We start from the raw sequence: 24,511 nt of genomic DNA on the forward strand, positions 1-24,511 counted from the left end.
TCACTCTACGATATCGACGCCGGTAATCTCGAATCGCGCGCCGCCGTCGCTTCCGTCGTCGATGTTCACCGTCCAGTCGTGGGCGTCAGCGATCTCTGCGACGATCCAGAGCCCGAACCCCGTCCCGGCGTCCGATGTCGAATACCCGGTCTCGAACACGCGCGACCGGTTCGCCTCGTCGATGCCGTCGCCGTCGTCCTCGACGTAGAAGCCACCGTCAAGTGCCCCGACGGTGACCGACACATCGTCGCCGCCGTGTTCCACACTGTTGCTGAAGAGGTTCTCGAGCAGTTGTTCTAACCGGCTCCTGTCGGCGCGAACGACGGCGTCCGTCTCGACGGTGAGTTCGGCGTCGTTGGTCTCGACGTTGTGCCAGCACTGCTCGGCCGTGTCCGAGAGCGCCACCACGCCAGCGTCAACCGCTGACTGCCCGTCCTGTGCGGCCGCGAGAAGGTCGTCGATGAGTGTCCGCATCCGCGCGAGCGCGTCGCTGGCGCTGTCGAGGTGTTCGCTGTCGTACTCCTTCTGGGCCAGTTCGATGCGCCCCTCGGCGACGGAGAGCGGGTTCCTGAGGTCGTGGCTGACGATGCTGGTGAACTCTTCGAGGCGTTCATTCGTGTCCTCGAGCTCCCGCTCGCGGCGCTTGCGCTCGGTGATGTCGCGGTCGATACCGATTGCCCGAACCGGCGTCCCGTCGCCGTCGGATTCGACGCGGCCCTTCGCCTCCATCCAGCGGACCTCGCCGTCACGGATGATCCGGAACTCGGCCTCGTATGTCCCGGTCTCGGTCGCCGACTCGATGCGCGCCGCCACCTCCGACTGGTCGTCAGGATGGACGAGTGGCAAAAACTCGTCTAGCGTTTCGATATCAGTCCCGTACAGCGTCTCGGAACCGGGGTAGTACGACAGGTCGCCGGACTCGAACTCGCGGTCCCAGACGACCGTATTGGTGGTCTCTAGCGCGATTTCCATTCGCTCGCGCGTCTCCTCCAGTTCGCGCTCCCGGAGCTTTCGGTCGGTGATGTCCTGGATCGAGCCCCGGAGTTTGACAACGTCGCCGTTCTCGGTGACCGGTTCACACAGTGCGCGGACCCATCGGTAGTGGTCGTCGTCGCCGATGCGCACCTCCATGTCGTATCCCTCGGCGGTCTCCATCGCCCGCTGGAACTCCGTCATGACGGTCTCCCTGTCGTCGGGGTGGTACAGGTCGACGATGGATCCGACGCTCAGTTCGTCGTCCGGCGACAGTCCGTGTAGCTGGTAGAATTCGCTTGTCACCGTCATTTCCGGCGGCTCGGTTGTCACGTCTATCTCCCACCCGCCGACGCTCGCGATCCGCTGGGCCTGGTCGAGAAGTTCCTTCGTCCGCGTAAGTTCCTGCTCGCGTGCCTTCCGCTCGGTGATGTCCCGGCCGATGCCGGCCAGCATCAGGTTCCCGTCGGGGTCCTCGACACGGGTGGCTGTGAACTCGTGGGGGATCTGGTCCCCCGATTTCGTGATAAACGGCACTTCCACGCGGGTGGTACCGCCCTCGAAGACCGATTCGATGGCGGCCCCAACGAGGTCCTGATGCTCCTCCGGGAAGAACTCGGCTCCGTGGGCCCCGGCTACTTCCGCGGCCGAGTAGCCGGTTACGTTCAGCAGGCTCTCGTTCCAGCGCCGGAAGCGGCCGTCGCTGTCGAGGACGTAGAACACGTCGTCGATAGCGTCCAACATGTCGTCGGTGTACTTCTTGTACCGTTCGAGGCGCTGTTCGCGCTGCTGGCGTTCGAGTTCGTAGCTCACCCACTGTGCCGCGAGATGGACGAACGTCTTCTCGTCCTCGGTGAAGGGAGTCTCGCGGGGCGATCGGTCGACGAAACAAAGTGTTCCCGAATGCGCGTCACGGACACGGACCTCGCTGCTGATGTACGTCTCGTATTCCCATCGGTCGTACGCTGGATCTGAGCCCCATCCCTCTTCGGACGCCTCCGCGATTGCCATGACGCTCCCTGTGTCGATCATCTTCCGGCAGTACGACTCTGACAGCGGCGTGACGGTCCCCGGCTTGAGCCGTTCGTCGCTCCCGCTCGCATAGCGGACGGTGAACTCGTCGCGGTCAGTATCGTTCGAGGACAGGAACGCGCCAGCGGTCCCCAGGCGCTCCCGGCCCAGGTCCAAGACTGCCTGGATCTTCTCATCGAACGAGGCGTCGGGGTCGGCGCTGATCTCGTAGAGGGTCCGGAGCGTCTGGTTGTGCTCCGCAAGCTGGTTCTTGGTGGCTTCGAGTTCGCGCTCGCGGTTCCGCCGCTCGGTCACGTCGCGGGCGAACCCGGCCACGCGAACTGTTTCGCCGGCGTCGTTCGTGATCGGCTCGCCCTGTATCCAGACCCAGCGCTCATACTCCTCCTCGGCGTTGACACGGCACTCGACGTCGGCCGACTCGCCGTCCATGAGACTCCGCATCGCGTCTTTCATTCTCTCGCGGTCCTCGGGGTGGATGCCGTTCAGGAAGTCATGGGGGTTCTCCCGGAGATCGGCCACCGAGCGCCCCCAGATGTCCTCGTAGGCGGAGTTGATAACGAGCAGTTCGCTCAGATCGGCTGTGAACTCCCAGAGGATGTCGTTGGTCGCCTCGGTGAGTTCGCGGACGCGCCGCTCCGACTCGGCGGCCTGTCGCTTCGCGCGGGACTCGGAGACCGCGTTTTCGATGCGGTTGGCCAGCAGTTCGTACACCTCGACCCCGAACGACTTCTGAAGATAGTCGGTCACCCCCATCGAGATCGCTTCACTGGCCACCTCCTCGCTACCCTTGCCGGTGAACAGGATAAACGGCAGGTCCGGGTTCGTCTCCCGAATCGCATCGAGCAGCTCGAGGCCGTTCATCTCCGGCATGTCGTAGTCGGAGACGACAGCGTCAAACCTGTCTTCGGCGAGCCGGTCGAGCCCACTTCGTGCGCTGGTCGCGGTTTCGACTGAGATCCGGTCGTCCGCGGCCTCCAGGGAATCCGCCGCGACAGCCACGAAGTCCGGGTCGTCGTCAACGTGCAACACCCGAATCCGTTCGCCGACGACATCCGTCTCGCCGTCGAGATGTCGGCCGCGAAGCGCCTCGGTCATAGTCAACCAATTCACAGGTCCGCGCAAAAACAGTTCTGTTGCGTTACCATCGGCCTGTGCGAGCGAAGCCGGGAGTCGCCGGAAACGAGAACCCCAACGCATGTGACGACGCCGATGGTCAGCGATCCAGTAGACTGGGTCGTTCTCAGTCCGCCGCGCGGCCGCCGCCGCCGGCGTACGCGCGAGTCACGTCGACGAGCGCCTTCCGGAACTCGGATTCGTCCGGCTCAGGTGAGAGTGCGGCGAAGTGGCGCTTGAACTCCGCGAGATCGACCGACTCGGCGTCCTGGCCCGCGGCGTGGGCGAGATCGTACAGCCGGTGGTCCGCGTCGACCAGGTTGTGGCGCTCACACAGCGCGAGGGCGAACGCCGCGTTGACGGCCGTGATATCGGGGTCCGCGGCGGGCGTGAGCCGCGCGGGGGGCTTGCCGGGCCGCCGCGTCCGCGTCGGCGAGCCGGCCCGATCTATCGACGGCGGGTCGCCGGGCCGGTCCGCGACGGCGGCCGCGAGGCTGGCTTCCAGAAACGGTACCAGCTTGTCGCCGGGCACCACCGGCATCCAGATGTCGTCGGCGTAGACGTCTTTCATGTGGTTGGCGATCTGGTAACAGTGCGTGAGCTTTCGCTGTTCGACCGAGCGCCCCGCCAGCGCGAGGTAGATGGCTTCCCGCGTCGACTGGGTGTGTGACGGGTGTCCGCGTTCGTGGTGGTGCATGTGCGCGTACTCGTGTAACGCCAGTTCGCGGGCCATCGCGCTCGTGGCGGCCTGGCGGGAGATTGTCAGCCGGTGGGCGTCGTCGCTGTGGCTGACGCGGGTTCGCTCGTCAGGGTCCTCCCGGACCCGGACGGTCACTGGTCGCTCCAGGTCGTGTTCCGTCGAGAAGAGGTCCCTCGCACCGAGAAACGGTTCGGCCGGCCCACCCTGCACGTGCACGTCCATGTGTCACTCTCTCACGGGATGCACAGCTATTAATCCACGGTTCGGGGCAGTGTTCGTCCCCAGCAGCCGACTCCAGCCCTGGTCTCGCGAGCACGTCACCGATCCCATACGGATTGCGAGACTATCCCACGCGAACGGCCGGATTTCAAGCGGTCGCGGCCGTAGTGAAACACTATCCTTTTGACCCTGCTGTTGATAGAAAGCTGTATAATGGGCCGACGTAAGAAAATCGTCCAAGAATGTGAGACGCTGATGGACGATCCGGAGCACATCCGGAACATCGCCATCGCTGCTCACGTCGATCACGGAAAGACGACACTGACGGACAATCTGCTGGCCGGTGCCGGCATGATTTCCGACGACACCGCCGGCGAACAGCTGGCGATGGACACCGAGGAAGACGAACAGGAACGTGGGATCACCATCGACGCGGCCAACGTTTCGATGACCCACGAGTACGAAGATCAGAACCACCTCATCAACCTCATCGACACCCCCGGCCACGTCGACTTCGGTGGCGACGTGACCCGCGCGATGCGTGCCGTCGACGGCGCGCTGGTGGTCGTCGACGCCGTCGAGGGCGCGATGCCCCAGACCGAGACGGTGCTCCGGCAGGCGCTCCGCGAGGGCGTCAAGCCGACGCTGTTCATCAACAAGGTCGACCGCCTCATCTCCGAGCTCCAGGAAGGACCCGAGGAGATGCAGAAGCGGCTGCTCGCGGTCATCCAGGACGTCAACGAGCTCATCCGCGGCATGACCGAAGAGATGGACGACATCGAGGACTGGACGGTCTCCGTCGAGGAGGGCACCGTCGGCTTCGGCTCCGCGCTGTACAAGTGGGGCGTCTCGATGCCGTCGATGCAGCGGACCGGCATGGACTTCGGCGAGATCATGGAGCTGGAGCGCAACGACAAGCGCCAGGAACTCCACGAGCGGACGCCCCTGTCCGACGTCGTGCTCGACATGGTGTGTGAGCACTTTCCGAACCCCGTCGACGCCCAGCCGATGCGCGTTCCGCGTATCTGGCGTGGCGACGCCGACTCGCAGCTCGCCGAGGACATGGCGATGGTCAACGAGGACGGCGAAGTCGTCCTGATGGTCACCGACATCGGTGTCGATCCCCACGCCGGCGAAATCGCCGCCGGCCGTGTCTTCTCCGGCACGCTGGAGAAGGGCCAAGAGCTGTACGTCTCCGGGACCGCAGGCAAGAACCGCATCCAGAGCGTCGGCATCTACATGGGTGGCGAGCGCGAGGAAGTCGACCGCGTTCCCGCCGGGAACATCGCCGCCGTCACGGGCCTCAAGGACGCCATCGCGGGCTCCACCGTCTCCAGCGAGGAAATGACGCCGTTCGAGTCTATCGAGCACATCTCGGAGCCGGTCATCACGAAGTCCGTCGAGGCACAGAACATGGACGACCTGCCGAAGCTCATCGAGACGCTCCAGCAGGTCGCCAAGGAAGACCCGACCATCCAAGTCGAAATTAACGAGGACACCGGCGAGCACCTCATCTCCGGGCAGGGTGAGCTGCACCTGGAAGTCATCGGCCAGCGTATCGAGCGCAACCAGGGCATCCCGATCAACACCGGTGAGCCGATCGTCGTCTACCGCGAGGCCCCGCAGAGCGAGAGCCGCGAGGTCGAGGGTATCTCGCCGAACCGCCACAACCGCTTCTACATCTCCGTCGAGCCGCTCGGCGACGACATCGTCGAGACGATCAAGATGGGCGAGGCGTCGATGGACATGCCCGAACTGGAGCGCCGCGAAGCGCTGCAGGAGGCCGGCATGGACAAGGACGACTCCCAGAACATCGAGCACATCCACGGGACCAACATCCTGCTCGACGAGACGAAGGGTATCCAGCACCTCAACGAGACGATGGAGCTCGTCATCGAGGGCCTCGAAGAAGCCCTCGACGACGGCCCGCTCGCGGCCGAACCGGTCCAGGGCTCCCTGCTCCGTCTCCACGACGCCCGACTCCACGAGGACGCCATCCACCGCGGTCCGGCCCAGGTCATCCCTGCGGTGCGTGAGGCCGTCCACAACGCGCTCATCGACGCCAATATCAAGCTGCTGGAGCCGATCCAGCAGGTCCGCATCGACGTGCCCAACGACCACATGGGCGCTGCGAGCGGCGAGATCCAGGGCCGCCGTGGCCGCGTCGACGACATGTACCAGGAAGGCGACCTGATGGTCGTCGAGGGGGTCGCCCCGGTTGACGAGATGATCGGCTTCTCCTCTGACATCCGCTCGGCCACTGAGGGCCGTGCCTCCTGGAACACCGAGAACGCCGGCTTCCAGGTCCTCGCCGACAACCTCCAGCCCGACAAGATCAGCGAGATCCGCGAGCGCAAGGGCATGAAGCAGGAACTGAACCCGGCTATCGACTACTTCTAAGTACCTTTTTACGTCACCCCCTCTCCTCGCGCGCTCTGTGAGCGCGCTGCGGGGAGCGGGTTCGTAAAAATCTACGCTAAAAACACCCTTCTCGCTCCCGCAGGTCGCGAGAAGTAAAACCGCGCGCCGTTGGCGCGCGGTATGCTTGTCTGCCCGCTTTCTCTTGTCTCTGCCCCGCTACAGGACCGCTCTCATTCTCCCGCTTGTCTCCGCAACCGGTCGATTCGGTTCCCCAGCGGTAGCGATTTCGAGAACGGGCTCGCGAGCCGTCGTCTCGACGGTTCCATGTCGTGGACGTCGGCGTACCGTTCGAGGGCGTCCGCGACGGCACCCGGGCCGACGCGTTCGGCCGCGTAATCGTCGGCGGCCCGAACCCCGCGGCGGGTGACCCACAGGCTGGCGACGATGAGTCCGAGACTTGCGCCGGCAAGCGGCCACAGCGGGCCGACGTCGGCCAGTGCCACGAACAGCGGAACTACTGCGACAAGCAGGCCGCCGACGACCCGGGCAAGGACTCGGGCGTTCTGGCGGCCGGCCTGGACTGCGAGCAGGGCCGTCGCCGTCTCGTCGTCGAACACGTCGAGGAACGTGCTCGTCAGGAACAGGCGGCGATACCCGGGGAAGCCGCGCACGGTCACGTTCGCGGTTCTCTCCTGTTCGGTGTCGAACACCCGGACGTCTCGGACAGTCAGTCCCGCACGCTCTTTGAGTCGCTCCAGCGTCTCCGCTGTCGGTTCGTCCGGTCTATCGACCGACCGGATTAGCGGGATGAACCACGGGGAGACAGCCTGTACGGTGACAGCGAAAACGGTAACGAGAGCCAGCAGTCCGGGGGGCGACAGCCCGGTTTCGAGCGGTACCACGACGACAGTCACCAACGCAGTGATTCCGAGGACGTACCGTCCCATCCGGACCACCGCCCGACCGGTCGAGAGTTCGATGTCACGAACGCTGCGGATACCCGGGACAGTCGGCGCGTAGGCGGCCAGTCCGACGGTGCCGGCGGCGAGCAGCTCGGCGAACGTCGCTACCACTGCTCCGACCACTCCGGTCTGCCCGCCGGCGATCAAGTGGCCGAGTCCGAGCAACAGAAAGACGACGTACGACAGCAGCGTGAACGGGAGTATGATGCCGAGGAACAACTGCCGGTATCTGGCGACGGGGTTCGAGAGTCGTCGTACGACCGCGCTTCCGAGCACGCCGATGCCCGCTCCGACGACGGCGAACGTTCCGAAGGCGAGCAGCGCCGCGCCTGTCGACAGCGATGTAGCTTGGAGGGCGTACACATACGATACCATCTGCTGTCAGGCAAAAAAGCGTAGCGTTCACCCGTCTGTATCCGGTACGAGTTGGATTGAGCCCCACGTTTAGGTCAACCGACGTCGAACAGGGCGGTATGAGCGACCGTCTCCATCAGATTGTTGACCTTCTCGTGGCCGCCGTTATCGCCGGCACGTCGACGTTCATCTGGAGTTTCGTCCTGCCGACGGGGCTGGCGCTGACGCTCGCGGGAATGTTCGCGGCGATGTACTACTTCTCGCGCAATCCCTGGGGGTCGACCCGCGGCGAGGCGTACAACGAGTGGATCGACGACCTGTACGACCGCTTTCTGCCCTGAGCCGGGACCAAACGGACGGTTTCTTATACGTGCCCCTGCTGAGTCACCCACAATGAGCCGAGATACCCAGGAGGTGAGCGGGCGATGAGCGACTCGACCGACGAGGTACGGTCCTACACAGTTCGGCTGGAACTGGTCGACGAACCGGGCGAACTGCTGCGGGCGCTCGAGCCCATCGCCACAAACGGCGGGAACCTCCTCTCTATCTTCCACGAGCGGGGGAACGTGACCCCGCGGGGCCACATCCCCGTGGAGGTCGACCTGGAGGCGACCCCCGAGCGGTTCGACGGGATCGTCGACGCACTCCGGGACGCGGGCATCAACGTCATCCAGGCCGGGGCCGAGCAGTACAGCGAGGCGCTGACGATCATTCTCACCGGCCACCTCGTCAACACTGACCTCTCTGACACGCTCTCGCGGATTCACGAGTCCACGGACGCGACCGTGACCGACCTCTCGCTGTCGGCACCCGAAGGAACCGACGACGCCTCCAGCGCGCGCATCCGACTGGCGACCGAGGAAGGGGCAGTCGACGAGACGATGCATTCGATCCGTGCCGTCGCCGACGAGAAGAGCCTCCGTGTCATCGAGCCGCTCGCCGCGGGAGGTGACGCATGAGACTCGCCGTCATTGGAGCCGGGGCGGTCGGGTCCAGCGTCGTCGAACTGGCGAGCGATTACGGCCACTCAGTCACCGCGTTCGCCGACTCCAGCAGCGCCGCCGTCGACAGCGCCGGTCTCGACACCGCCGAAGTGCTCGACCGGAAGCAAAGCGACGGCGTCGTCGGGAGTGACGCGCCCGAGGACGCGCTTTCGGCCGAGTACGACGCGCTCGTCGAGGCGACGCCGACGACACTCGGCGACGCTGAGCCGGGATTCAGCCACGTCCAGGCCGCACTCGAACGGGACCGCCACGCCGTGCTGGCGAACAAAGGCCCGGTCGCCGAGCGGTACGCCGACGTTCGCGCGCTGGAACGCGAAAGCGAGGGGAGCGTGCTGTTCGAGGCGACCGTCGGCGGCGCGATGCCGATCCTCTCGACCATCGACGACTTCGACCCGAGCCACATCACCGCCGTCCGCGGGGTGCTCAACGGCACCGCGAACTTCATCCTCTCGCGGATGGCGACCGAGGGACTCGATTACGAGCACGTCCTCGCGGAAGCGCAGGACCTCGGCGTCGCCGAGGCTGACCCGACCTTCGACGTGGACGGCACCGACGCGGCGCTGAAAGGGGTCATCATCGCGAACGTCCTGGCCGGCAACGGGACGGAGTACACGCTCGACGACGCCGAGGTCGAGGGGATTCAGGAGATATCCGGCAGCGCGCTCGAACTCGCGCGGGCGGACGGCCGGACCGTCCGGCTCATCGCCGAAGTCGTCGAGGGCTCCGTCCGCGTCGGCCCGCGGCTCGTCCCGGACAACGCGCCGCTTGCCGTCTCCGGAACCCGGAACATCGCGCAGCTAGAGACCGAACACGCCGGCCAGCTCAACATCTCCGGCCGCGGTGCCGGCGGCCCGGAAACCGCGAGCGCGGTGCTTGCCGACATCGGCAGACTGTAACGGAACAGCAGGATTTTCAACGCGGCCGCGTCGTTCTCTGTATTCACTGCGCTTCCCCCAGTGTCAGTCCCGTTTGTCACTCCAAAGGACACAACCCCGGCCGCGACTGCCGGTCTCGGCCGTTCCCCTGTCCAAGCTATCGGGTGTCACACTACCATGCCATAGCGTGCCGAATCGCAAGAAAGCGACGGGCTGACGCTTACACGCTTTCGAAATCGTTTTATGAACCACCAGCTAATAAACCCGATACAGCGCCTCTGCGCGTGAGAGATAACAATGAGCGACGAACAACACCAGAACCTGGCCATCATCGGCCACGTCGACCACGGGAAGAGCACGCTCGTCGGCCGACTCCTGTACGAGACAGGATCGGTACCGGAGCACGTCATCGAACAGCACAAAGAAGAAGCCGAGGAGAAGGGCAAGGGCGGCTTCGAGTTCGCCTACGTCATGGACAACCTCGCCGAAGAGCGTGAGCGTGGTGTCACCATCGACATCGCCCACCAGGAGTTCAGCACCGACGCCTACGATTTCACCATCGTGGACTGTCCTGGGCACCGCGACTTCGTGAAGAACATGATTACCGGCGCGAGCCAGGCCGACAACGCCGTCCTGGTCGTCGCCGCCGACGACGGCGTCCAGCCGCAGACCCAGGAGCACGTGTTCCTGGCCCGCACCCTGGGCATCGGTGAACTCATCGTCGCCGTCAACAAGATGGACCTCGTCGACTACGGCGAGTCCGAGTACAAGCAGGTCGTCGAAGAGGTCAAGGACCTCCTCACCCAGGTCCGCTTCGACTCCGAGAACGCCAAGTTCATCCCGGTCTCGGCGTTCGAGGGCGACAACATCGCCAGCGAGTCCGAGCACACGGACTGGTACGACGGCGAAATCCTGCTGGAAGCGCTCAATGAACTGCCGGCTCCGGAGCCGCCGACGGACGCGCCGCTCCGACTGCCGATCCAGGACGTTTACACCATCTCCGGTATCGGTACGGTCCCGGTCGGCCGTGTCGAGACGGGTATCCTGAACACGGGCGACAACGTCAGCTTCCAGCCGTCTGACGTCTCCGGTGAAGTGAAGACCGTCGAGATGCACCACGAGGAAGTCCCGAAGGCCGAGCCCGGTGACAACGTCGGGTTCAACGTCCGCGGCGTCGGCAAGGACGACATCCGACGCGGTGACGTCTGCGGTCCGGCCGACGACCCGCCGTCGGTCGCCGAGACCTTCCAGGCCCAGATCGTCGTGATGCAGCACCCGTCCGTCATCACGGAAGGGTACACGCCGGTCTTCCACGCCCACACGGCACAGGTCGCCTGTACTGTCGAGTCCATCGACAAGAAGATCGACCCGTCCTCCGGCGAGGTCGCCGAGGAGAACCCCGACTTCATCCAGAACGGGGACGCTGCCGTCGTGACGGTCCGCCCACAGAAGCCGCTCAGCATCGAGCCGTCCTCCGAGATTCCGGAGCTCGGCTCGTTCGCCATCCGCGACATGGGTCAGACCATCGCCGCCGGCAAAGTCCTCAGCGTCAACGAGCGATAACGTATGTCCCAGCAGGCACGCGTTCGGCTCGCGGGCACAAGCCCCGAGGACCTCGACGACATCTGCGCCGACGTGCGGGAGATCGCGAACAAGACCGGCGTCGAACTCTCCGGTCCGGTTCCGCTCCCCACCAAGACGCTGGAGGTTCCCACCCGCAAGTCCCCCGACGGTGAGGGGACCGCGACGTGGGAACACTGGGAGATGCGCGTCCACAAGCGGCTCATCGATATCGACGCCGACGAACGGGCACTGCGCCAGCTGATGCGCATCCAGGTTCCCAACGACGTCTCCATCGAGATCGTCCTCGAGGACTAATACTCCGGGGGCTGTCGCTTCGCGACAGCGTCGTTGTGTACGCCCGTCCGAACCGCTGGCCGGGACAGTGTGAATCGCTATCGAAGGCCGCTCTCACGCGCAGGGTTTTTATAACTCCGCGTTCGAGTGGCAGACCACGCGGGCTCGTAGATCAGTGGCAGATCGCTTCCTTCGCAAGGAAGAGGCCCCGGGTTCAAATCCCGGCGAGTCCATACGCGCTCCGCGCGTTCGGTAATCGCGACACGTCGCCGCTTCTTTATAAAAACAGTACACCGCTTGAGTAGTGTGTTCGCTGCTGTCTCACTGCCGCGAGCTCGACGGATCATCGCACGATTCGTCGATGACCCCCCACTTGTGTCATTTGCCAGTCCCTTTGCTGTGCAGGAGAACAGGCCTGTTTCGCACCTATCTTTATCGGCCGTTCGTTCATATGCGGTGATAGTGCCTGCGAGTGGGGAAAGGGAGGCTGAAGGCGAACTCGACCGGACTATCGGTTTAGTCGGCGCGGTAACAATCGGCACGGGGACCATGATCGGTGCGGGGATATTCGTCTTTCCCGGTCTGGCTGCGGGACAGGCCGGTCCGGCGGCAGCCGTCTCGTTCGCTATCGGGGCTGTCATCGCCCTGCTGGTTGCGCTGCCGACATCAGAACTTGCGACGGCGATGCCCCAGAGTGGCGGCGGTTACTACTTCACCTCCAGGGGCCTTGGAACCCTGTCGGGGGCCATCGTCGGCATCGGACTCACGTTCGGTCTCATGTTCGCATCGGCGTTTTATCTGGTTGGTCTCGGCGAGTACGCGGCCGCGATTCTCGTTGAAGCGGGCGTCATCCCGACAACCGAGACGCCCCTCGGCCCGCTCAACATCGTCCTGCTGTTCGCGGCCACGGCGGGAATCCTGTTGACTGTCCTGAGCGTCTTCGGAACGGAGAACACCGAATCACTCCAGAACGCCGTTGTGGGCTTTCTGCTCGCAATCCTCACCGTCTTCCTGACGGTCAGTGGTCTCGATGTCCTGGGTGTTCGCGGGGCATCGCGTGTGCCAACGGAGTTCGCACCCGAAGGGTTCGGGCCGATACTGACCACTGCCGCGCTCGTGTTCACCTCGTATCTCGGCTTCGCACAGATTGCAACCGTCGCCGAGGATGTCGTTGACCCAGACCGAAACCTGCCGCTGTCGATGCTCGGCTCGATCCTGCTGGTCGGGGTACTCTACATCATCACGATGCTAATCGCCGGCAGCACGTTCGAGCCAAGCGTTATCGGTCCTATGGGCGAGACGGCAATCGTCGAAATCGCCCGGGAGTATCTCGGCTTCCCGGGTGTCGTCGTCATTCTGGTCGCCGGGTTGCTCGCGACCATCTCCTCAGCGAACGCATCGATTCTGAGTGCCTCGCGTGCCCTGTACGGACTGAGCTCGGACGCGCTCGTTCCGGCGAAAGCCGCCGAGGTCAACCGGGAGTACGGCACGCCACACTTCGCGCTGTCGTTCGTCGGCGGCGTGACCGTCGTGCTGGTTGCAACCGGCCGGACCGAAGTGCTCGCCGAAGTCGCGTCGTTTCTCCACCTCGTCATGTACGGGCTCACCTGTGTCGCGCTCATCGTGATTCGCCGGCGCGATCCGGACTGGTACGACCCCGCGTTCGAAACCCTCGGTTACCCGGCCGTTCCGATCATCGGCGGTGGTGCGAGTTTCGCACTGATCCTGTTCATGCAACCACTCTCGCGGGCTCTCGGCGTCATCCTGACATTCGCCGCTGTCGCCTGGTATCTGCTCTACGCGAGGGAGATCGAACTCAAGGACAAGCTGCCGTAACCCCACCTGTTGTGGACGATCAACAGCGGGTCGGACGATTCCCCGATGACGCTGTCAGTTACATCGCCCAGAATGCGTTCCGTCGGCGAGGGTTCCGACTCGCCGACGATGAGCAGGTCGTGCTTCGTGGCAGCATCGACGATAGCGTCAGGGGCTGACTCAGCGCGCTCGTTACGCCAGTCGACTCGGCGTCGAATGGTCGGTCTTCGACCAGCTGGTCGCAGGCGCTCCGGACCAGTAACTCGCCGCGGGAGCTCTCCTCCTCCGAGTCCGCGACGTGGTAGACGGTCGCGGTCGCATCGCTCTCGCGTAACATGACCCCGACGAAACCGAGAATGCGCCACATGCTGTCACCGCGTAACGGAACGAGGATACGATCTAGCGTGTCACCGACGGTGCCCGGGATGAAGTCGGCGTCAACATCGTCCTCGTCGGCGATGTTGTCGATAGTCTGGCCCCGGACGTGGGTGAACACGACGACAGATTCGGCCCCACCGATTGTCGACGGGGTGGCAGGATGCAGTGACGAGACCGTTCTGGATTCACGTCTCCCCGTCCCGTCGATAGCCGAGCCAGCCGAGTAACAGCGACAGCGAGCCGACAACGGCGGCGGGGCCGAAGCCGGGGCCGGAACCGTCCGTCGTTGCCGTCTGAACGCCGGACGCGGGCGTCGAGGCATCGGTTACAGTGTTCGACGGTGTCGTCTGTGTATCGATCTGTGTTGCGGTGATCGTCTCGGTGCCGGCCACAGTGGCCGTCGCCGTCGAGTTCGGCATCGGTGTCATGGTCTCGTTCGTGGTACTGTTCGCCGTCACGTTCGTGGTACTGTTCGTCGCTCGAACGGTCACGTTGCCCACACTGGTCGTGTTGAGTTTCACAGCATGGACCCCGGATGAATTGAACCGGACTGTGAGGTTCACCTGGCGTTGCTCTCCGTCCGGGATATCCACACTCGCGTTCGTATCCATCACCGTCCCGTTGTCGTAGACACGCGCTTCGAACGTCCCGTCTTCGTCACCATCGTTCTCGATGGTTCCGGACACCATGACCGGCTGTCCGGTCGCTACCGACGTTCTGTTGAGCGACGTGTTTACCACCGAGAACGATGGTTCAGGTGGGGAGATAGCGCCGCCTCCGCTTCCACCGCCACCACCGCTGTTGTCGGCATCGCTATCGTCGTCGTTGTCGCTGCTATCATCGCTATTCTCGGTGCTACCACCGTCGTCCCCGTCGTCAGAACCGCCGCTATCATTGCTATCACCGCCGCCATCGTCGCTCGACGTTTCGGTCGGCGTCGCGGTGGCGGTTTCTGTCGGTGTCGCTGAACCAGTGTCGACACGCAACTCAACGCTGTTGAACGCTTCGGGTGAGATAGTCTCGCCGTCGCTGTTCGACAGTTTGGTGTCCGCTTCGACGAAGGTGAGCTGTGTGGACCCGGCCGCATCCGCCGGGACAGTGAGCGTGACCTGGGCGAGAACAGGGTCGTTCGTCTCCCCGGACCGAAGCTGATTGAACGCGACCCAGCCGGCGTCGTTGTTCACGTTCGCGACCGGGTCGTCGAAGTCGTCGCTGCCGGCAACGCTGTCAATCTCCGCGATGGTGGGGTCGAACGTGACGTTGGTCTGGTAGCCGCGGACCGCCGTCGCGTTGGCCCAGACCTGCACAGTAACGGTCTCACCTGGCGTAACGGAGATCGTGCCGCCGGACGCTCCCGCGACTGTGTCACCGAGCGATATCGCGCTCGCCGACCCCGGTGCCAGTGCGGCGGCCGCTATCGGGAGCGTCCCGACCACGACCGCGAGGGCGACGGCTACGACGATTGTCCGACTAGTTCTCATCGGTCTCCCTCTGCCAGGTTCTCTGCGGCAACGGCATCGCCGATGTCGACGTCACCGTCACCGTCGACGTCTGCCGCGTCCCGGTCGATGTCGACGTCCTCGCCGGCGACTGACCGCTGGAGCCGGGTCACGTCGTCAGCGTCGACGTCACCGTCGCCGTCGGCGTCGCCGGCCAGGGTCTCGCTGGGGGTGTAGCTGACAGTCAGCACCGGTGGTGTGGCGCTGTCGGCGCTCTGGATGTCCCAACCGTCGTTCCCGAGCGGGCGAAACACCCATCCATCGTTCCGTGCACCGCTGACCCACGCCTGCACGCTTGCCGTCACGTCGATCGATGTCTCGCCTGTTTCGACTGCACCGGTCTGTGCGACCGCATCGGAGAGGGCCTCGGAGCCGTCAGTCTGGACGCCGCCGTCCAGCGATGCCCACGTCGCGTCGGCGCTCCAGTCCGTGCGCAGCCGGTGGATCGCCGCACCGTCTCCCCCATCAGATGTCTCAAGCGCTACCGTGGCCTGTTCCACGTCCGAACCGGGCGGAATCTTCCCGGCGTCTGTACCGATAATACCGTCGAACCGAAGGAGGGCTTGCGTGCTACTGTCCGACCCCTCCGGACTGCTTCCGTCGATAGACAGTGTCTCGTCGGTACCGTAGCTCGTCTCCGGGTCGGCGGCGCGTATCACCGTGTCAGTCGTCCCGCTGTAGCCGTCCGTTCCCTGCTGAAACATGGCAGTTGGTCCCTCCGGCGTCTCCGGTGTCGCTGTCGGTTCCGGCGTCTCAGCCGCTGTCGACCCGAACCGGTCGTCGAAGTCCAGGTCGAACCCGAACTGCGAGTCGCTGTCGGTCTTTTCCTCCCCCGTGCTCGGTGAGTACGTCCGCACCTGGATCCGGTCCGGCGCGTCCGACCCGTCCGACCCGTCCCCGGGACGGAATTCGATGCGGCGCAGCAGGCCGTGCCCGCCGTGATCTCGGAACTGGTAGTTCGCAAGCAGCTCGTACACCGGTGAGCCGGCGTCGTTCGTCGACACCTGGTGGGCCTCCCCGCCACTTTCGCCCGTGCCCTCGTGCCAGTGGCCGCAGAGAACCATGAATAGCTGGTCGTTCGGCGAGACGAGTTCCTCCCAGACAGTCTGGCCCGTGTTACCTATCTTGCTCGCTTCCTGCAACTCCCGCGTCCGTCGCTGTGGCTCGTCGCGGAGATACGAGTGCGTCGTGAGTATCGTTGCCCGGTCCGGATACTGATCGAGGACGCTCTGGCCCCACCCAAGAGAGGTCGATTGGTCGTCCACCGCTCCCGGCGGTTCCCACTCCAGGCCGAGATGGAGGAAATCGTAGCCGCCGGCCGAAAACAGCTGATAGGTGTTGAGATTATCACGGCCCTCATCACCGTTAGTCGGGCCTGCCCCGCCGAACCAGTCCCGGCCGTCATACCGCGACGGGCCGAAGTATTCCTTGTACTTGGCAACCGAGGAATCACGGTCCCACAGGACCGCGTAGTCGTGATTGCCCGTCACGGTGGCGTAGGGGACTACCCCGTCGAGTTTGGACATAGCTTTGTTCATGTGCTGCCACTCCGAATCGATGTCGCCGTGGTCGACCACATCGCCCTCGTGGCTGACGAACACGATGTTCTCCGTGTCGGCGTTCTCGGCGATCCACTCCGTCTGTTCCTTGGCGTAGGGCGTCTGGTCTTTGGCGTACACCTGCGTATCTGGCAGTGCGACGACTGTCCAGTAATCCGACTGTTGGCCGGTACTGGCAGTGGTTCCCAGCGCGGTAACGCTGACGCCAGCACCGACAGCTTTGAGCAGGCTCCGTCTGGTCGTCTTGGCCGGGTCCCCGGATTTGTCGGTCCTACTGTCCATACTCGCACCTGGAACAGGTCCCGCGGTGGGGCAGGGCGCACCCCGGTCGTTTCCCTGTCTGCCACCCGTCGTCCCGGCCGCCAAGACGACAACGCCACGTCTGCAATCGGCTCGCAGTCCCGGCATGTGATAGATACATTGCTAGCTCTCAAACACGAACCCGTTTGCTGGACAGCGATTAGTTATAGCTCCGTTACCGCGAGTATGTCGTTGTTTTTTCACGGTGTCGCGATAGATGCCGCTCGCAGCAATCGCTCTCACGGCCGTATTCAACTGTTTCAGCGACTCGCGCCGTTTATATAGTAGCTTAACGCAGCTTTCGCGACGGACGGACAGTAACCAGCTCAATCCATCGCCTGTATCACACGCGGTGAGTCGAGCGATTCGACGGCCTCGACGATGGCGGTGTCGAGGTTGTGTTCGTCCCAGTTCCGCTTTCGGGGGATACGTGCGCGGTAGGTCGCTACGTCGTCGAACAGTTCCCGGAACGTCGCCTGTTCCTGTTCGACGACCGCATCGAGGGCGGCGACCATCGAGCTGTCGTTCACGAGGGAATCGTAGGCGTGGAAGTACTCCCTGAGCCGGCCGTCCCATTCGAAGTTACAGATTGACGACGTAGCCGACATCGCAGTCCCGGTCGAGATGCCCTCCACAGCGACCGTATCCACGTTCGGTGCGGCCTGGAGGAACACGACGTTGTCGACGGTCGCCTGCTTGACGTGTTCCGCACGCGGATACAGGTCAGAGATGTTCGTGAAATCCCGGCTGTCGTCGCCGAGAAACCTGTCGTTCACGAAGTTGAGGGCCGTTTCCAGGAACGAATTGGTCCTGTCGACTCGCTCGTCGATAAACTCGTGGAGTTCACTGCGCAGTCGGTCCAGTTCCGTGTCGTGCTGTCGTTTTATCTCCGGGAACGACTCGATATTGAACGGTTGGAGGTTCACCCCGAGCGGGTAGCCGACAGCCGTGCCGTCCGCGCCGACCCAGAGTCGGTCGTCGGAGAGGAAATCCGCACCCTCGCGCAACAGCGAAAGCAAGGTGTTCGTCTTGCCGGCTCCGCGCCAGGCCGGGAACAGCGTCGTCTGGCCGTCGAGTCGCACGCCCGAAGCGTGTATCAGTGCCTGCTGTCGCGCGGCCCGCTGCTGTCGGATGCGGAACTCGACCGGATAGATGGAGTAAAAGGGCTCAAAGCCGCGCGTCACCCGGATGTGCTGCCAGCCCGGCGTGACCGCCATGAAGTCCGCCCCGTTTCGGATGACGAACTCGTCGCCGGTCCAGGCGTAATGATCGTCGGGGTCGCCAAGGACGACCTCTGGCTGGACTGCCTCCGTCGTCTCCTCGATGACGATGTCGGGGTCGTTCGCGGGCGTGTCAGTTTCGAACTGATCGTACATCTTGCGGTATTGCCGGCTTGTTCGCCCGCCGTCCCCGAGAACCGTCACGACGACATCGCCGAAAAAGTCGTAAGAGCGTTGACTCATAGCCACCTCGATAGGTGTCGGCCCAGCGGCGGACCGAGATATACAATTATCTGACTCATCGTCCTCGTCTGTACGTGAATATTGCGTATTGTTATATATGCGACAATATGCCAATGTTCACTCACAATGTATAACTAGCGACGAACAGTGGTTCACACGGCCCAGGACGATGCATGATGCAAAACGCCGGAGCCCTGCTGTTACACGGATGATCTCCGGGTAAGGTCGGGTTATGAACGGTTTAGCCGCTCAAAAGAACTGGAACAGGTCGTCTCGCTGGGCTTCGTGGAGATGGTGCCGGACGGCCTCGTTCAGCGGCTCGATGGAACCGCGCTTCGCGCTGATCGGTGCGATAGTCTCCTGCCACTGCTGCCATGGCGGGTGCAGTCCGAGTCGGTCACAGAGTTCGTTCAGACGCTCATCCCTGTCGTCGACCTTGTCCATCTTGTTGACTGCGACGACCGGCTCGACGCCGACCTCTCGGAGGAAATGAAACATCTCCACGTCGTGTGGAATCTCGTCGGGACCGGAGTGGCGGTCGATGATGTCGATGACTGACTTGCCGTCCACGACGAGGATACCGACGAGAATATGCTCGGCGTTCCGCTCGACGTACTGGACCACGTCGGTCTTGATTTCCTCTCTGACATCTTCGGGGACGCCTTTCATGAACCCGAAGCCGGGGAGGTCACTGATGACGAAGTCGGCGCTGGCCCAGTCGAAGTGGTTGGGCGAACGAGTGACGCCGGGTCGCTGGCCCGTGTCGAACGTGTGGCCCGTTATCTCGCGCATCAACGTCGATTTCCCGACGTTTGACCGACCGACGAGCACCACCTCGGCGTCCCGGTCCGGTCGTGATTCGAACATGCCTCGTATACTCCGCCGACGGGGAAAAACGCGTCCGTTTCGCGGGGGCCGACTGTTTCGCGATTTACGGCCGCGCTTCAATCCAGTTCTGCACCCGGGACCCGCTAACTAGCCGCCTTTTTTATTGTCGCGGGTCCCACCCGGAGCCGTGCGGCTGGTACAGATACTGATTCCGACAGGGAAGCGCGACGCCGTTTTAGGCGTGTTGGCCGACGAGGGCATCGATTACGTGCTCACCGACGAGACGAGCGGTCGGGAGTTCACCGCTGTCGTCACCTTCCCGATCCCGACCAACGCGCTCGAACCAGTCCTCGAAGAGCTGCGGAACGTCGGTATCAACGACGACGGCTATACGGTTGTCGTGGACGCGAACACCGTCATCTCCAGCCAGTTCGACGAGCTGGAGGAGAAGTACGCCGAGGAGGAAGACGAGGACCGCATCGCGCGGGAGGAACTCACTTCGAAGGCAAACGACCTCGCCCCCTCGATGTCGAACTACGCGCTCATGACCGTCATCAGCGCGATTATCGCCACTGCAGGGCTCCTGCTCGATTCGCCGGCCGTCGTCGTCGGCTCGATGGTCATCGCGCCGCTCATCGGCCCGGCGATGACCGCCAACGTCGGGACCGTCGTCGACGACCACGAGATGTTCACCCACGGCGTCAAACTCCAGGCCATCGGGCTCGGACTCGCCGTGGCAAGCGCGACCGTATTTGCCCTGCTCGTCCGGTACGCCAATGTCATCCCGCCGCTTGCTGACGTGACCTCGGTCGGTCAGATACGCGAGCGGGTCGCCCCTGACTTCCTCTCGCTGATCGTCGCACTCGGCGCGGGCGCGGCCGGCGTCGTCAGCCTCACCAGCGGCGTCTCGACGGCGCTTGTCGGCGTCATGATCGCCGTCGCGCTTATCCCGCCGGCGGCCACGGTCGGCATCGGTATCGCGTGGGGCCAACCGCTCGTCAGCCTCGGGTCAGCCGTGCTCCTGCTGGTGAACGTCCTCTCGATCAACCTCGCAGTGCTCGTCGGGCTCTGGTACCAGGGCTACCGCCCGGAACACTGGTTCCAGGAGAGCGACGCCCGGTCGGCGACCGTCAAACGCATCGGCGTTCTCGTCCTGTCGATACTCGTCCTGTCGGCGTTCCTGGGCGGCGTCACCTTCGACTCCTACCAGCAGGCGACGACGGAGTCGGATATCCGCGAGGCCATCCAGGGGAGCGTCGACCCGCCGGCCCGCGTGCTGACGGTCGAAATCGAGTACACCAATACCGCGATTTTCCAACAGCCGCGCCGCGTCATCGTCACCGTCGGTCTGCCGCCGGACGCGGAGCAGCCACTGCTTGTCGATCAACTCGATGCGTTGGCCGACGACGCGGCCGGACGGGACGTTGCGACAGAAGTTCGCTACGTCACTGTCGAGCGGAACGGCTGACGCTCAAAACCGACTTTGACCGTTCGATGACATAAATACCGCTGGGCGTGTTGGGGACGATATGGTATCACGACCACTCGCAATCGCTGGCGTCCTGGCACTGCTCGTCGCGGGCGGCGTCGGGTTCGCACTCGCGGACACCGGGGCCGTCGCGCCGTCGACGAATTCGACCGTGAGCGTCAACGCCGACGCGACCGTCGAACGCGCGCCTGACCGTGCAACCGTCACTGTGGCCGCGGTCGGCCGCGGTGAGACGGCCGAAGCGGCGCGCAACAACCTCAGCGGCGACGCCGAGGCTATCACGGCGGCGCTGGAAGACGAGGGCGCGAACGTGACCTCCTCGCGGTTCCAGATCCGCCCCGAGTACGAGGAGAGTAGAGAGGGCCGCGAACAGGTCGGCTACGTGGCGATCCACACCGTCGAAGCCGAGACGAGCGACGTTGAAACGGCCGGGACACTCATCGACGCCGCGGTCGACGCCGGCGCGGACCGCGTCGAGGGCGTGCGCTACTCACTGAGCGAGGAGACGCAACAGGCCGCCCGCGAAGAAGCCCTGACGACCGCTATGAACAACGCCCGGACGGACGCCGAAGTCGTCGCCGCTGCGGAGGGTCGGTCCGTCGGTGATGCCGTCACGGTCCAGACCAGCGACCACGGCCGGCCCGTCGTGTACGAGGCGGCGGCCTACGCTGGCGACGCTGGCGGACGGACGAACATCCAACCCGGCGAGGTCACCGTCGACGCCTCCGTTAGCGTCACGTACGAACTAGAATAAGCCGTTCTTACTCGCGGGTCACTGCGTTCCCCGCTCGGAGTGTTCGAGACGCCTCCCGTTGGTGACCGCAATCCTCGCGATGGCGACAGCAGTCCTCGCGGGTCACTGCGTTCCCCGCTCGGATTCATCGAGACGCCTCCCGTTGGTCGGCGTCTCGCTATTCGTCAAACGGCAGTTCGATCTCGTACCCCACCGCGTCGATAGCGGCCTGCAACACGCCGTCGACGTTGTCGTCTTCGGTGACACTCATGTAGTGGTCGGCCTCCACGTCCGTCGAGAGGTCGCTCTTGTTCGCGATAGTCAACACCGGCACGTCGAAACGTGCCTCGATGTCGTTGCGCAGTTCCAGCTGGTCGGCCAGCGGGTAGCCACATTCGCCGCTGGGATCGACGAACACGAGGACGGCGTCGGCGAGGTGTTCGAGCGCGCTCACGGCCTGTGACTCGATCTCGTTGCGGTCCTCCGGCGGTCGGTCGAGCAGGCCGGGCGTGTCGACGAGCTGGTAGCGGATGCGCTGGTCCTCGAAGTGCCCGACGCGGATCTGGGTCGTCGTGAACGGGTACGAGGCGATCTCGTTGTCGGCCCGCGTGACGCGGTTGACAAAGGACGACTTGCCGACGTTGGGGTAGCCGGCGACGACGATAGCCGGCTCGTCCGGGCGGATGTCGGGGATGTCTTTGAGGGCGTTGTGCGCCGTCGATATGGCGGCGAGGTCGTCTTCGACCTCCTCGACCACGTCGGCGATACGGGCGAATGCCTGCTTGCGAAGCTTCCGGGCGGTGTCGATGTCGCCGCGTGCGACGCGGCTCTCGTACTCCTGGCGGATCTCGACGACCTTGTCGGCGGCCCACGAGATCTCCGAGAGGTGCTGTTTCAGCGCGTCGATACCGGGATCGTCGTCTGCGGGGTAGGCTTCGCCGATGACCGCGTCGGCGAGTTCGATGTAGAAGGGGTCCAGATTGTCGATCGTCGGCCACGCCGTCACCACGTTCTCCATGTTGTCGGAGGCGATGTTCGACGCCGTCATCAGCATCGACTGCTGGGCTTCGTTCCCGTCCTTGGCCCCGCCGGCGCGCGACGCCCGCGAGAAGGCTTTGTCCACGAGCTCCTCGGCGGTAGGCGTCGTCGGCAGACCCTCGAAGGGATGGCTCATAGGTCACGTTGACGGCCGGAGCGTAAAAGCGCGTTCAATCGCGCCCCAAACTGTTGCGAGTCACGCTTTTGAGCGTCCCGACCGCAGTTCCGGTATGGCACAGATTGACGCCGGCGAGATTCTACCCAACGACCACGTCCAGCAGATGGCCGCCGAGGGTCGGGTCACCCAGATGCACCGCGGCCACCAGTACGCCGACGAGGGCGACACGTTCGAAATCGACGGCACCGAGTTCGAGGTGACAGACGTAACCCACCGGACACTGGGCGACATGACCGACGAGGACGCGCAGCGCGAGGGGTCGGAGGACCTCGACGCGTACAAGGAACGAATGAAGAAAGTCCACGGCAGTTTCGAGTGGGACGACGACAGCGAGGTCGTCCGGCATCGGTTCGCGCCCGTCGACGAGTGAGGCGGCATACTCTGGAGACGACCGGCAACTGAATCGAAGGCCGAGCGGGCTGCCACCGCGCCGCAGACAACCCTTATCAACTCCGGTAACTATCAGTAACTACATGACAGAGACGATGAGTAAGTCGAAAGCGGACGATCCGGAGCGGGCGCATCTCGCGGGCGTCGAGGACGGCTGTGGCTGTACCGAAATCTGGGAGCACATGAGCGAAGCCCGCGACCCGGACGACGACTAAACGCCTTCTTTTGAGCATCGTCGACGCTGCGAAACGCTGCAATAGGATTGTGTTGCGATCTCCGAACGGACCTAACGACTAGGCCCGCGTGCGGTCTCGCTGAAAAGCGCGCCTGCGTTCCGCATGCTTGCTCGGCGGGCTACCGCCGCTCGGCCAGTTCGTCTCGGAGGGCATCCACGTCCATGTCCTTCATCGACAACAGGACGAGCAGGTGATAGACGATGTCGGCCGATTCGTGGGCTAGCTCCTCGGTGTCGTCGTCTTTGGCCGCCAGAATCAGCTCCGTCGTTTCTTCGCCGAGCTTCTCCAGAACGGCGTTTTCGCCCTTCTCGTGGGTGAACAGCGACGCCGTGTAGGAGCCCTCGGGGAGGTTCGCCTTGCGGTCCTCGATGACAGCGAACAGTTCGTCGATGACGTCGCCGGTGTCGTCGCTCATAGCCGCCGTTCGGTCAGCGGGGCCTTCAGGCCGTCGCTACGACTCCACCGAGTCGAAAAAGGCCAGGTCGTGGATGCGCGGGTCCTCGGTCAGTTCGGGGTGGAACGACGTTCCAACGACCGGCCCGTCACGGACTGCGACCGGGCGGTCGTCCCACGTCGCCAGCACTTCGGCGTCCCTGCCGACGTAGTCGATGACCGGCGCGCGGATGAACACCGCCGGGAACGGGTCGTCGAGACCGTCCACGTCAAGCGGGGCCTCGAAGCTGTCCTTCTGTCGCCCGAAGGCGTTGCGCTCGACAGAGACGTCGATGACGTTCAGCGTGTCGACGCGGTCGTCCTGTGCGTCGCTCGCGCTGACTATGAGGCCGGCACACGTCGCCAGCACCGGCTTGTCGGCCTCGACGTGAGCCTGGATTTCGTCGGCGATGCCCTCCCGGTGGATGAGCCGCGAAATCGTGGTCGATTCCCCGCCCGGCAGTAACAGCACGTCGCAGTCGGGGACCAGCCCTGACTCGCGTATCTCGACGACCTCCGCCGTCCGGTCGTGGGCCGCTGCTGCCCGCCTGATTGCGTCTCCGTGTTCAGAGACATCGCCCTGAACCCCGAGCACACCCGCGCGTAGGGTCATACGTTCCCGTTAGTGTGCCTGTGCGAAAAGCCTCTCGTCTCCTGCAAGTGTCCGGTGCTGGCAGAGTACGACCTGGGTTGTGCGGTAGCGTCCACTCCGCCCGGTGCTCGC

General features: G+C 64.2%; 22 protein-coding genes and 1 tRNA gene. 12 read left to right on the forward strand and 11 right to left on the reverse strand.

The window, feature by feature from the left end; all coding sequences use genetic code 11:
- Window positions 1-3,099 (reverse strand): PAS domain S-box protein, encoded by a 3,099-nt coding sequence (locus ACOZ4H_RS03190; RefSeq protein ID WP_424327935.1) that lies wholly within the window; start codon window positions 3,097-3,099, stop codon window positions 1-3.
- Window positions 3,100-3,244: 145 nt separating this feature from the next.
- A complete protein-coding gene (locus tag ACOZ4H_RS03195) occupies window positions 3,245-4,039 on the reverse strand; it encodes a DUF5781 family protein (RefSeq protein WP_424327936.1) in 795 nt (264 codons plus the stop codon).
- Between the two features lie 210 nt (window positions 4,040-4,249).
- On the opposite strand from ACOZ4H_RS03195, the gene ACOZ4H_RS03200 reads away from it, so the two are divergent.
- Window positions 4,250-6,436, forward strand: coding sequence for an elongation factor EF-2 (locus tag ACOZ4H_RS03200; protein ID WP_424327937.1), 2,187 nt, complete (start codon window positions 4,250-4,252; stop codon window positions 6,434-6,436).
- A 191-nt stretch (window positions 6,437-6,627) separates the two neighbouring features.
- Here ACOZ4H_RS03200 and ACOZ4H_RS03205 read toward each other — a convergent pair whose 3' ends face one another.
- Window positions 6,628-7,722, reverse strand: coding sequence for a peptidase (locus ACOZ4H_RS03205; protein WP_424327938.1), 1,095 nt, complete (start codon window positions 7,720-7,722; stop codon window positions 6,628-6,630).
- Between the two features lie 110 nt (window positions 7,723-7,832).
- Between ACOZ4H_RS03205 and ACOZ4H_RS03210 the strand changes: the two genes are divergently transcribed.
- From ACOZ4H_RS03210 to ACOZ4H_RS03240, 7 genes are all read left to right on the forward strand, one after another.
- Window positions 7,833-8,054, forward strand: a complete 222-nt coding sequence (locus ACOZ4H_RS03210; RefSeq protein WP_004515429.1) for a hypothetical protein — start codon at window positions 7,833-7,835, stop codon at window positions 8,052-8,054.
- An 84-nt stretch (window positions 8,055-8,138) separates the two neighbouring features.
- A complete protein-coding gene (locus ACOZ4H_RS03215) occupies window positions 8,139-8,672 on the forward strand; it encodes an amino acid-binding protein (RefSeq protein ID WP_424327939.1) in 534 nt (177 codons plus the stop codon).
- The gene (locus ACOZ4H_RS03220; protein ID WP_424327940.1) at window positions 8,669-9,613 is read left to right on the forward strand and encodes a homoserine dehydrogenase; all 945 of its coding nucleotides are present in this window, start codon (window positions 8,669-8,671) and stop codon (window positions 9,611-9,613) included. Before ACOZ4H_RS03215 ends, ACOZ4H_RS03220 begins: the two co-directional genes overlap by 4 nt.
- Before the next feature lie 276 nt (window positions 9,614-9,889).
- Complete coding sequence (gene tuf / locus ACOZ4H_RS03225; protein WP_424327941.1) at window positions 9,890-11,155, forward strand: translation elongation factor EF-1 subunit alpha; 1,266 nt, start codon at window positions 9,890-9,892, stop codon at window positions 11,153-11,155.
- Between the two features lie 3 nt (window positions 11,156-11,158).
- Entirely contained in the window at window positions 11,159-11,470 is a 312-nt protein-coding gene (rpsJ, locus tag ACOZ4H_RS03230; protein WP_004515425.1) for a 30S ribosomal protein S10, read from the forward strand.
- 140 nt (window positions 11,471-11,610) lie between these two features.
- A tRNA-Ala gene (locus tag ACOZ4H_RS03235) sits at window positions 11,611-11,682 on the forward strand.
- A gap of 229 nt (window positions 11,683-11,911) precedes the next feature.
- Entirely contained in the window at window positions 11,912-13,285 is a 1,374-nt protein-coding gene (locus ACOZ4H_RS03240; RefSeq protein WP_424327942.1) for an APC family permease, read from the forward strand.
- 58 nt (window positions 13,286-13,343) lie between these two features.
- Here the strand turns inward: ACOZ4H_RS03240 and ACOZ4H_RS03245 are convergent, their stop codons facing one another.
- The 5 genes from ACOZ4H_RS03245 to engB form a co-directional block, all read right to left on the reverse strand.
- Window positions 13,344-13,760 carry a hypothetical protein gene (locus ACOZ4H_RS03245; protein WP_424327943.1) on the reverse strand — a complete coding sequence of 139 codons (417 nt, stop codon included), beginning with the start codon at window positions 13,758-13,760 and terminating at the stop codon, window positions 13,344-13,346.
- Between the two features lie 67 nt (window positions 13,761-13,827).
- A complete protein-coding gene (locus ACOZ4H_RS03250) occupies window positions 13,828-15,123 on the reverse strand; it encodes a cohesin domain-containing protein (RefSeq protein ID WP_424327944.1) in 1,296 nt (431 codons plus the stop codon).
- On the reverse strand, window positions 15,120-16,982 hold the full coding sequence (locus ACOZ4H_RS03255) for a DNRLRE domain-containing protein (protein ID WP_424327945.1): 1,863 nt from the start codon (window positions 16,980-16,982) through the stop codon (window positions 15,120-15,122). The genes ACOZ4H_RS03250 and ACOZ4H_RS03255 overlap by 4 nt, the downstream gene beginning before the upstream one ends.
- Window positions 16,983-17,326: 344 nt before the next feature.
- Complete coding sequence (locus ACOZ4H_RS03260; protein WP_424327946.1) at window positions 17,327-18,463, reverse strand: hypothetical protein; 1,137 nt, start codon at window positions 18,461-18,463, stop codon at window positions 17,327-17,329.
- Between the two features lie 249 nt (window positions 18,464-18,712).
- Window positions 18,713-19,330: a GTP-binding protein EngB gene (gene engB, locus ACOZ4H_RS03265; protein ID WP_424327947.1), complete on the reverse strand. Its 618-nt coding sequence runs from the start codon at window positions 19,328-19,330 to the stop codon at window positions 18,713-18,715.
- A 148-nt stretch (window positions 19,331-19,478) separates the two neighbouring features.
- Between engB and ACOZ4H_RS03270 the strand changes: the two genes are divergently transcribed.
- The gene (locus tag ACOZ4H_RS03270; RefSeq protein ID WP_424327948.1) at window positions 19,479-20,759 is read left to right on the forward strand and encodes a TIGR00341 family protein; all 1,281 of its coding nucleotides are present in this window, start codon (window positions 19,479-19,481) and stop codon (window positions 20,757-20,759) included.
- Between the two features lie 61 nt (window positions 20,760-20,820).
- A complete protein-coding gene (locus tag ACOZ4H_RS03275; RefSeq protein WP_424327949.1) occupies window positions 20,821-21,534 on the forward strand; it encodes an SIMPL domain-containing protein in 714 nt (237 codons plus the stop codon).
- A gap of 157 nt (window positions 21,535-21,691) precedes the next feature.
- On the opposite strand, the gene ACOZ4H_RS03280 is transcribed toward ACOZ4H_RS03275, so the two are convergent.
- Window positions 21,692-22,687, reverse strand: coding sequence for an NOG1 family protein (locus ACOZ4H_RS03280; protein WP_424327950.1), 996 nt, complete (start codon window positions 22,685-22,687; stop codon window positions 21,692-21,694).
- Window positions 22,688-22,781: 94 nt separating this feature from the next.
- On the opposite strand from ACOZ4H_RS03280, the gene ACOZ4H_RS03285 reads away from it, so the two are divergent.
- Both ACOZ4H_RS03285 and ACOZ4H_RS03290 read left to right on the forward strand, forming a co-directional pair.
- A complete protein-coding gene (locus ACOZ4H_RS03285) occupies window positions 22,782-23,099 on the forward strand; it encodes an ASCH domain-containing protein (protein ID WP_420182117.1) in 318 nt (105 codons plus the stop codon).
- Between the two features lie 103 nt (window positions 23,100-23,202).
- A complete protein-coding gene (locus ACOZ4H_RS03290; RefSeq protein WP_424327951.1) occupies window positions 23,203-23,334 on the forward strand; it encodes a hypothetical protein in 132 nt (43 codons plus the stop codon).
- 139 nt (window positions 23,335-23,473) lie between these two features.
- On the opposite strand, the gene hisE is transcribed toward ACOZ4H_RS03290, so the two are convergent.
- Both hisE and pdxT read right to left on the reverse strand, forming a co-directional pair.
- Window positions 23,474-23,770: a phosphoribosyl-ATP diphosphatase gene (gene hisE, locus ACOZ4H_RS03295; RefSeq protein ID WP_424327952.1), complete on the reverse strand. Its 297-nt coding sequence runs from the start codon at window positions 23,768-23,770 to the stop codon at window positions 23,474-23,476.
- A 36-nt stretch (window positions 23,771-23,806) separates the two neighbouring features.
- A complete protein-coding gene (gene pdxT / locus ACOZ4H_RS03300; protein WP_424327953.1) occupies window positions 23,807-24,400 on the reverse strand; it encodes a pyridoxal 5'-phosphate synthase glutaminase subunit PdxT in 594 nt (197 codons plus the stop codon).
- Window positions 24,401-24,511 lie beyond the last annotated feature (111 nt).

Source organism: Haloarcula amylolytica (assembly GCF_049705545.1).
Classification (GTDB): domain Archaea; phylum Halobacteriota; class Halobacteria; order Halobacteriales; family Haloarculaceae; genus Haloarcula; species Haloarcula amylolytica_B.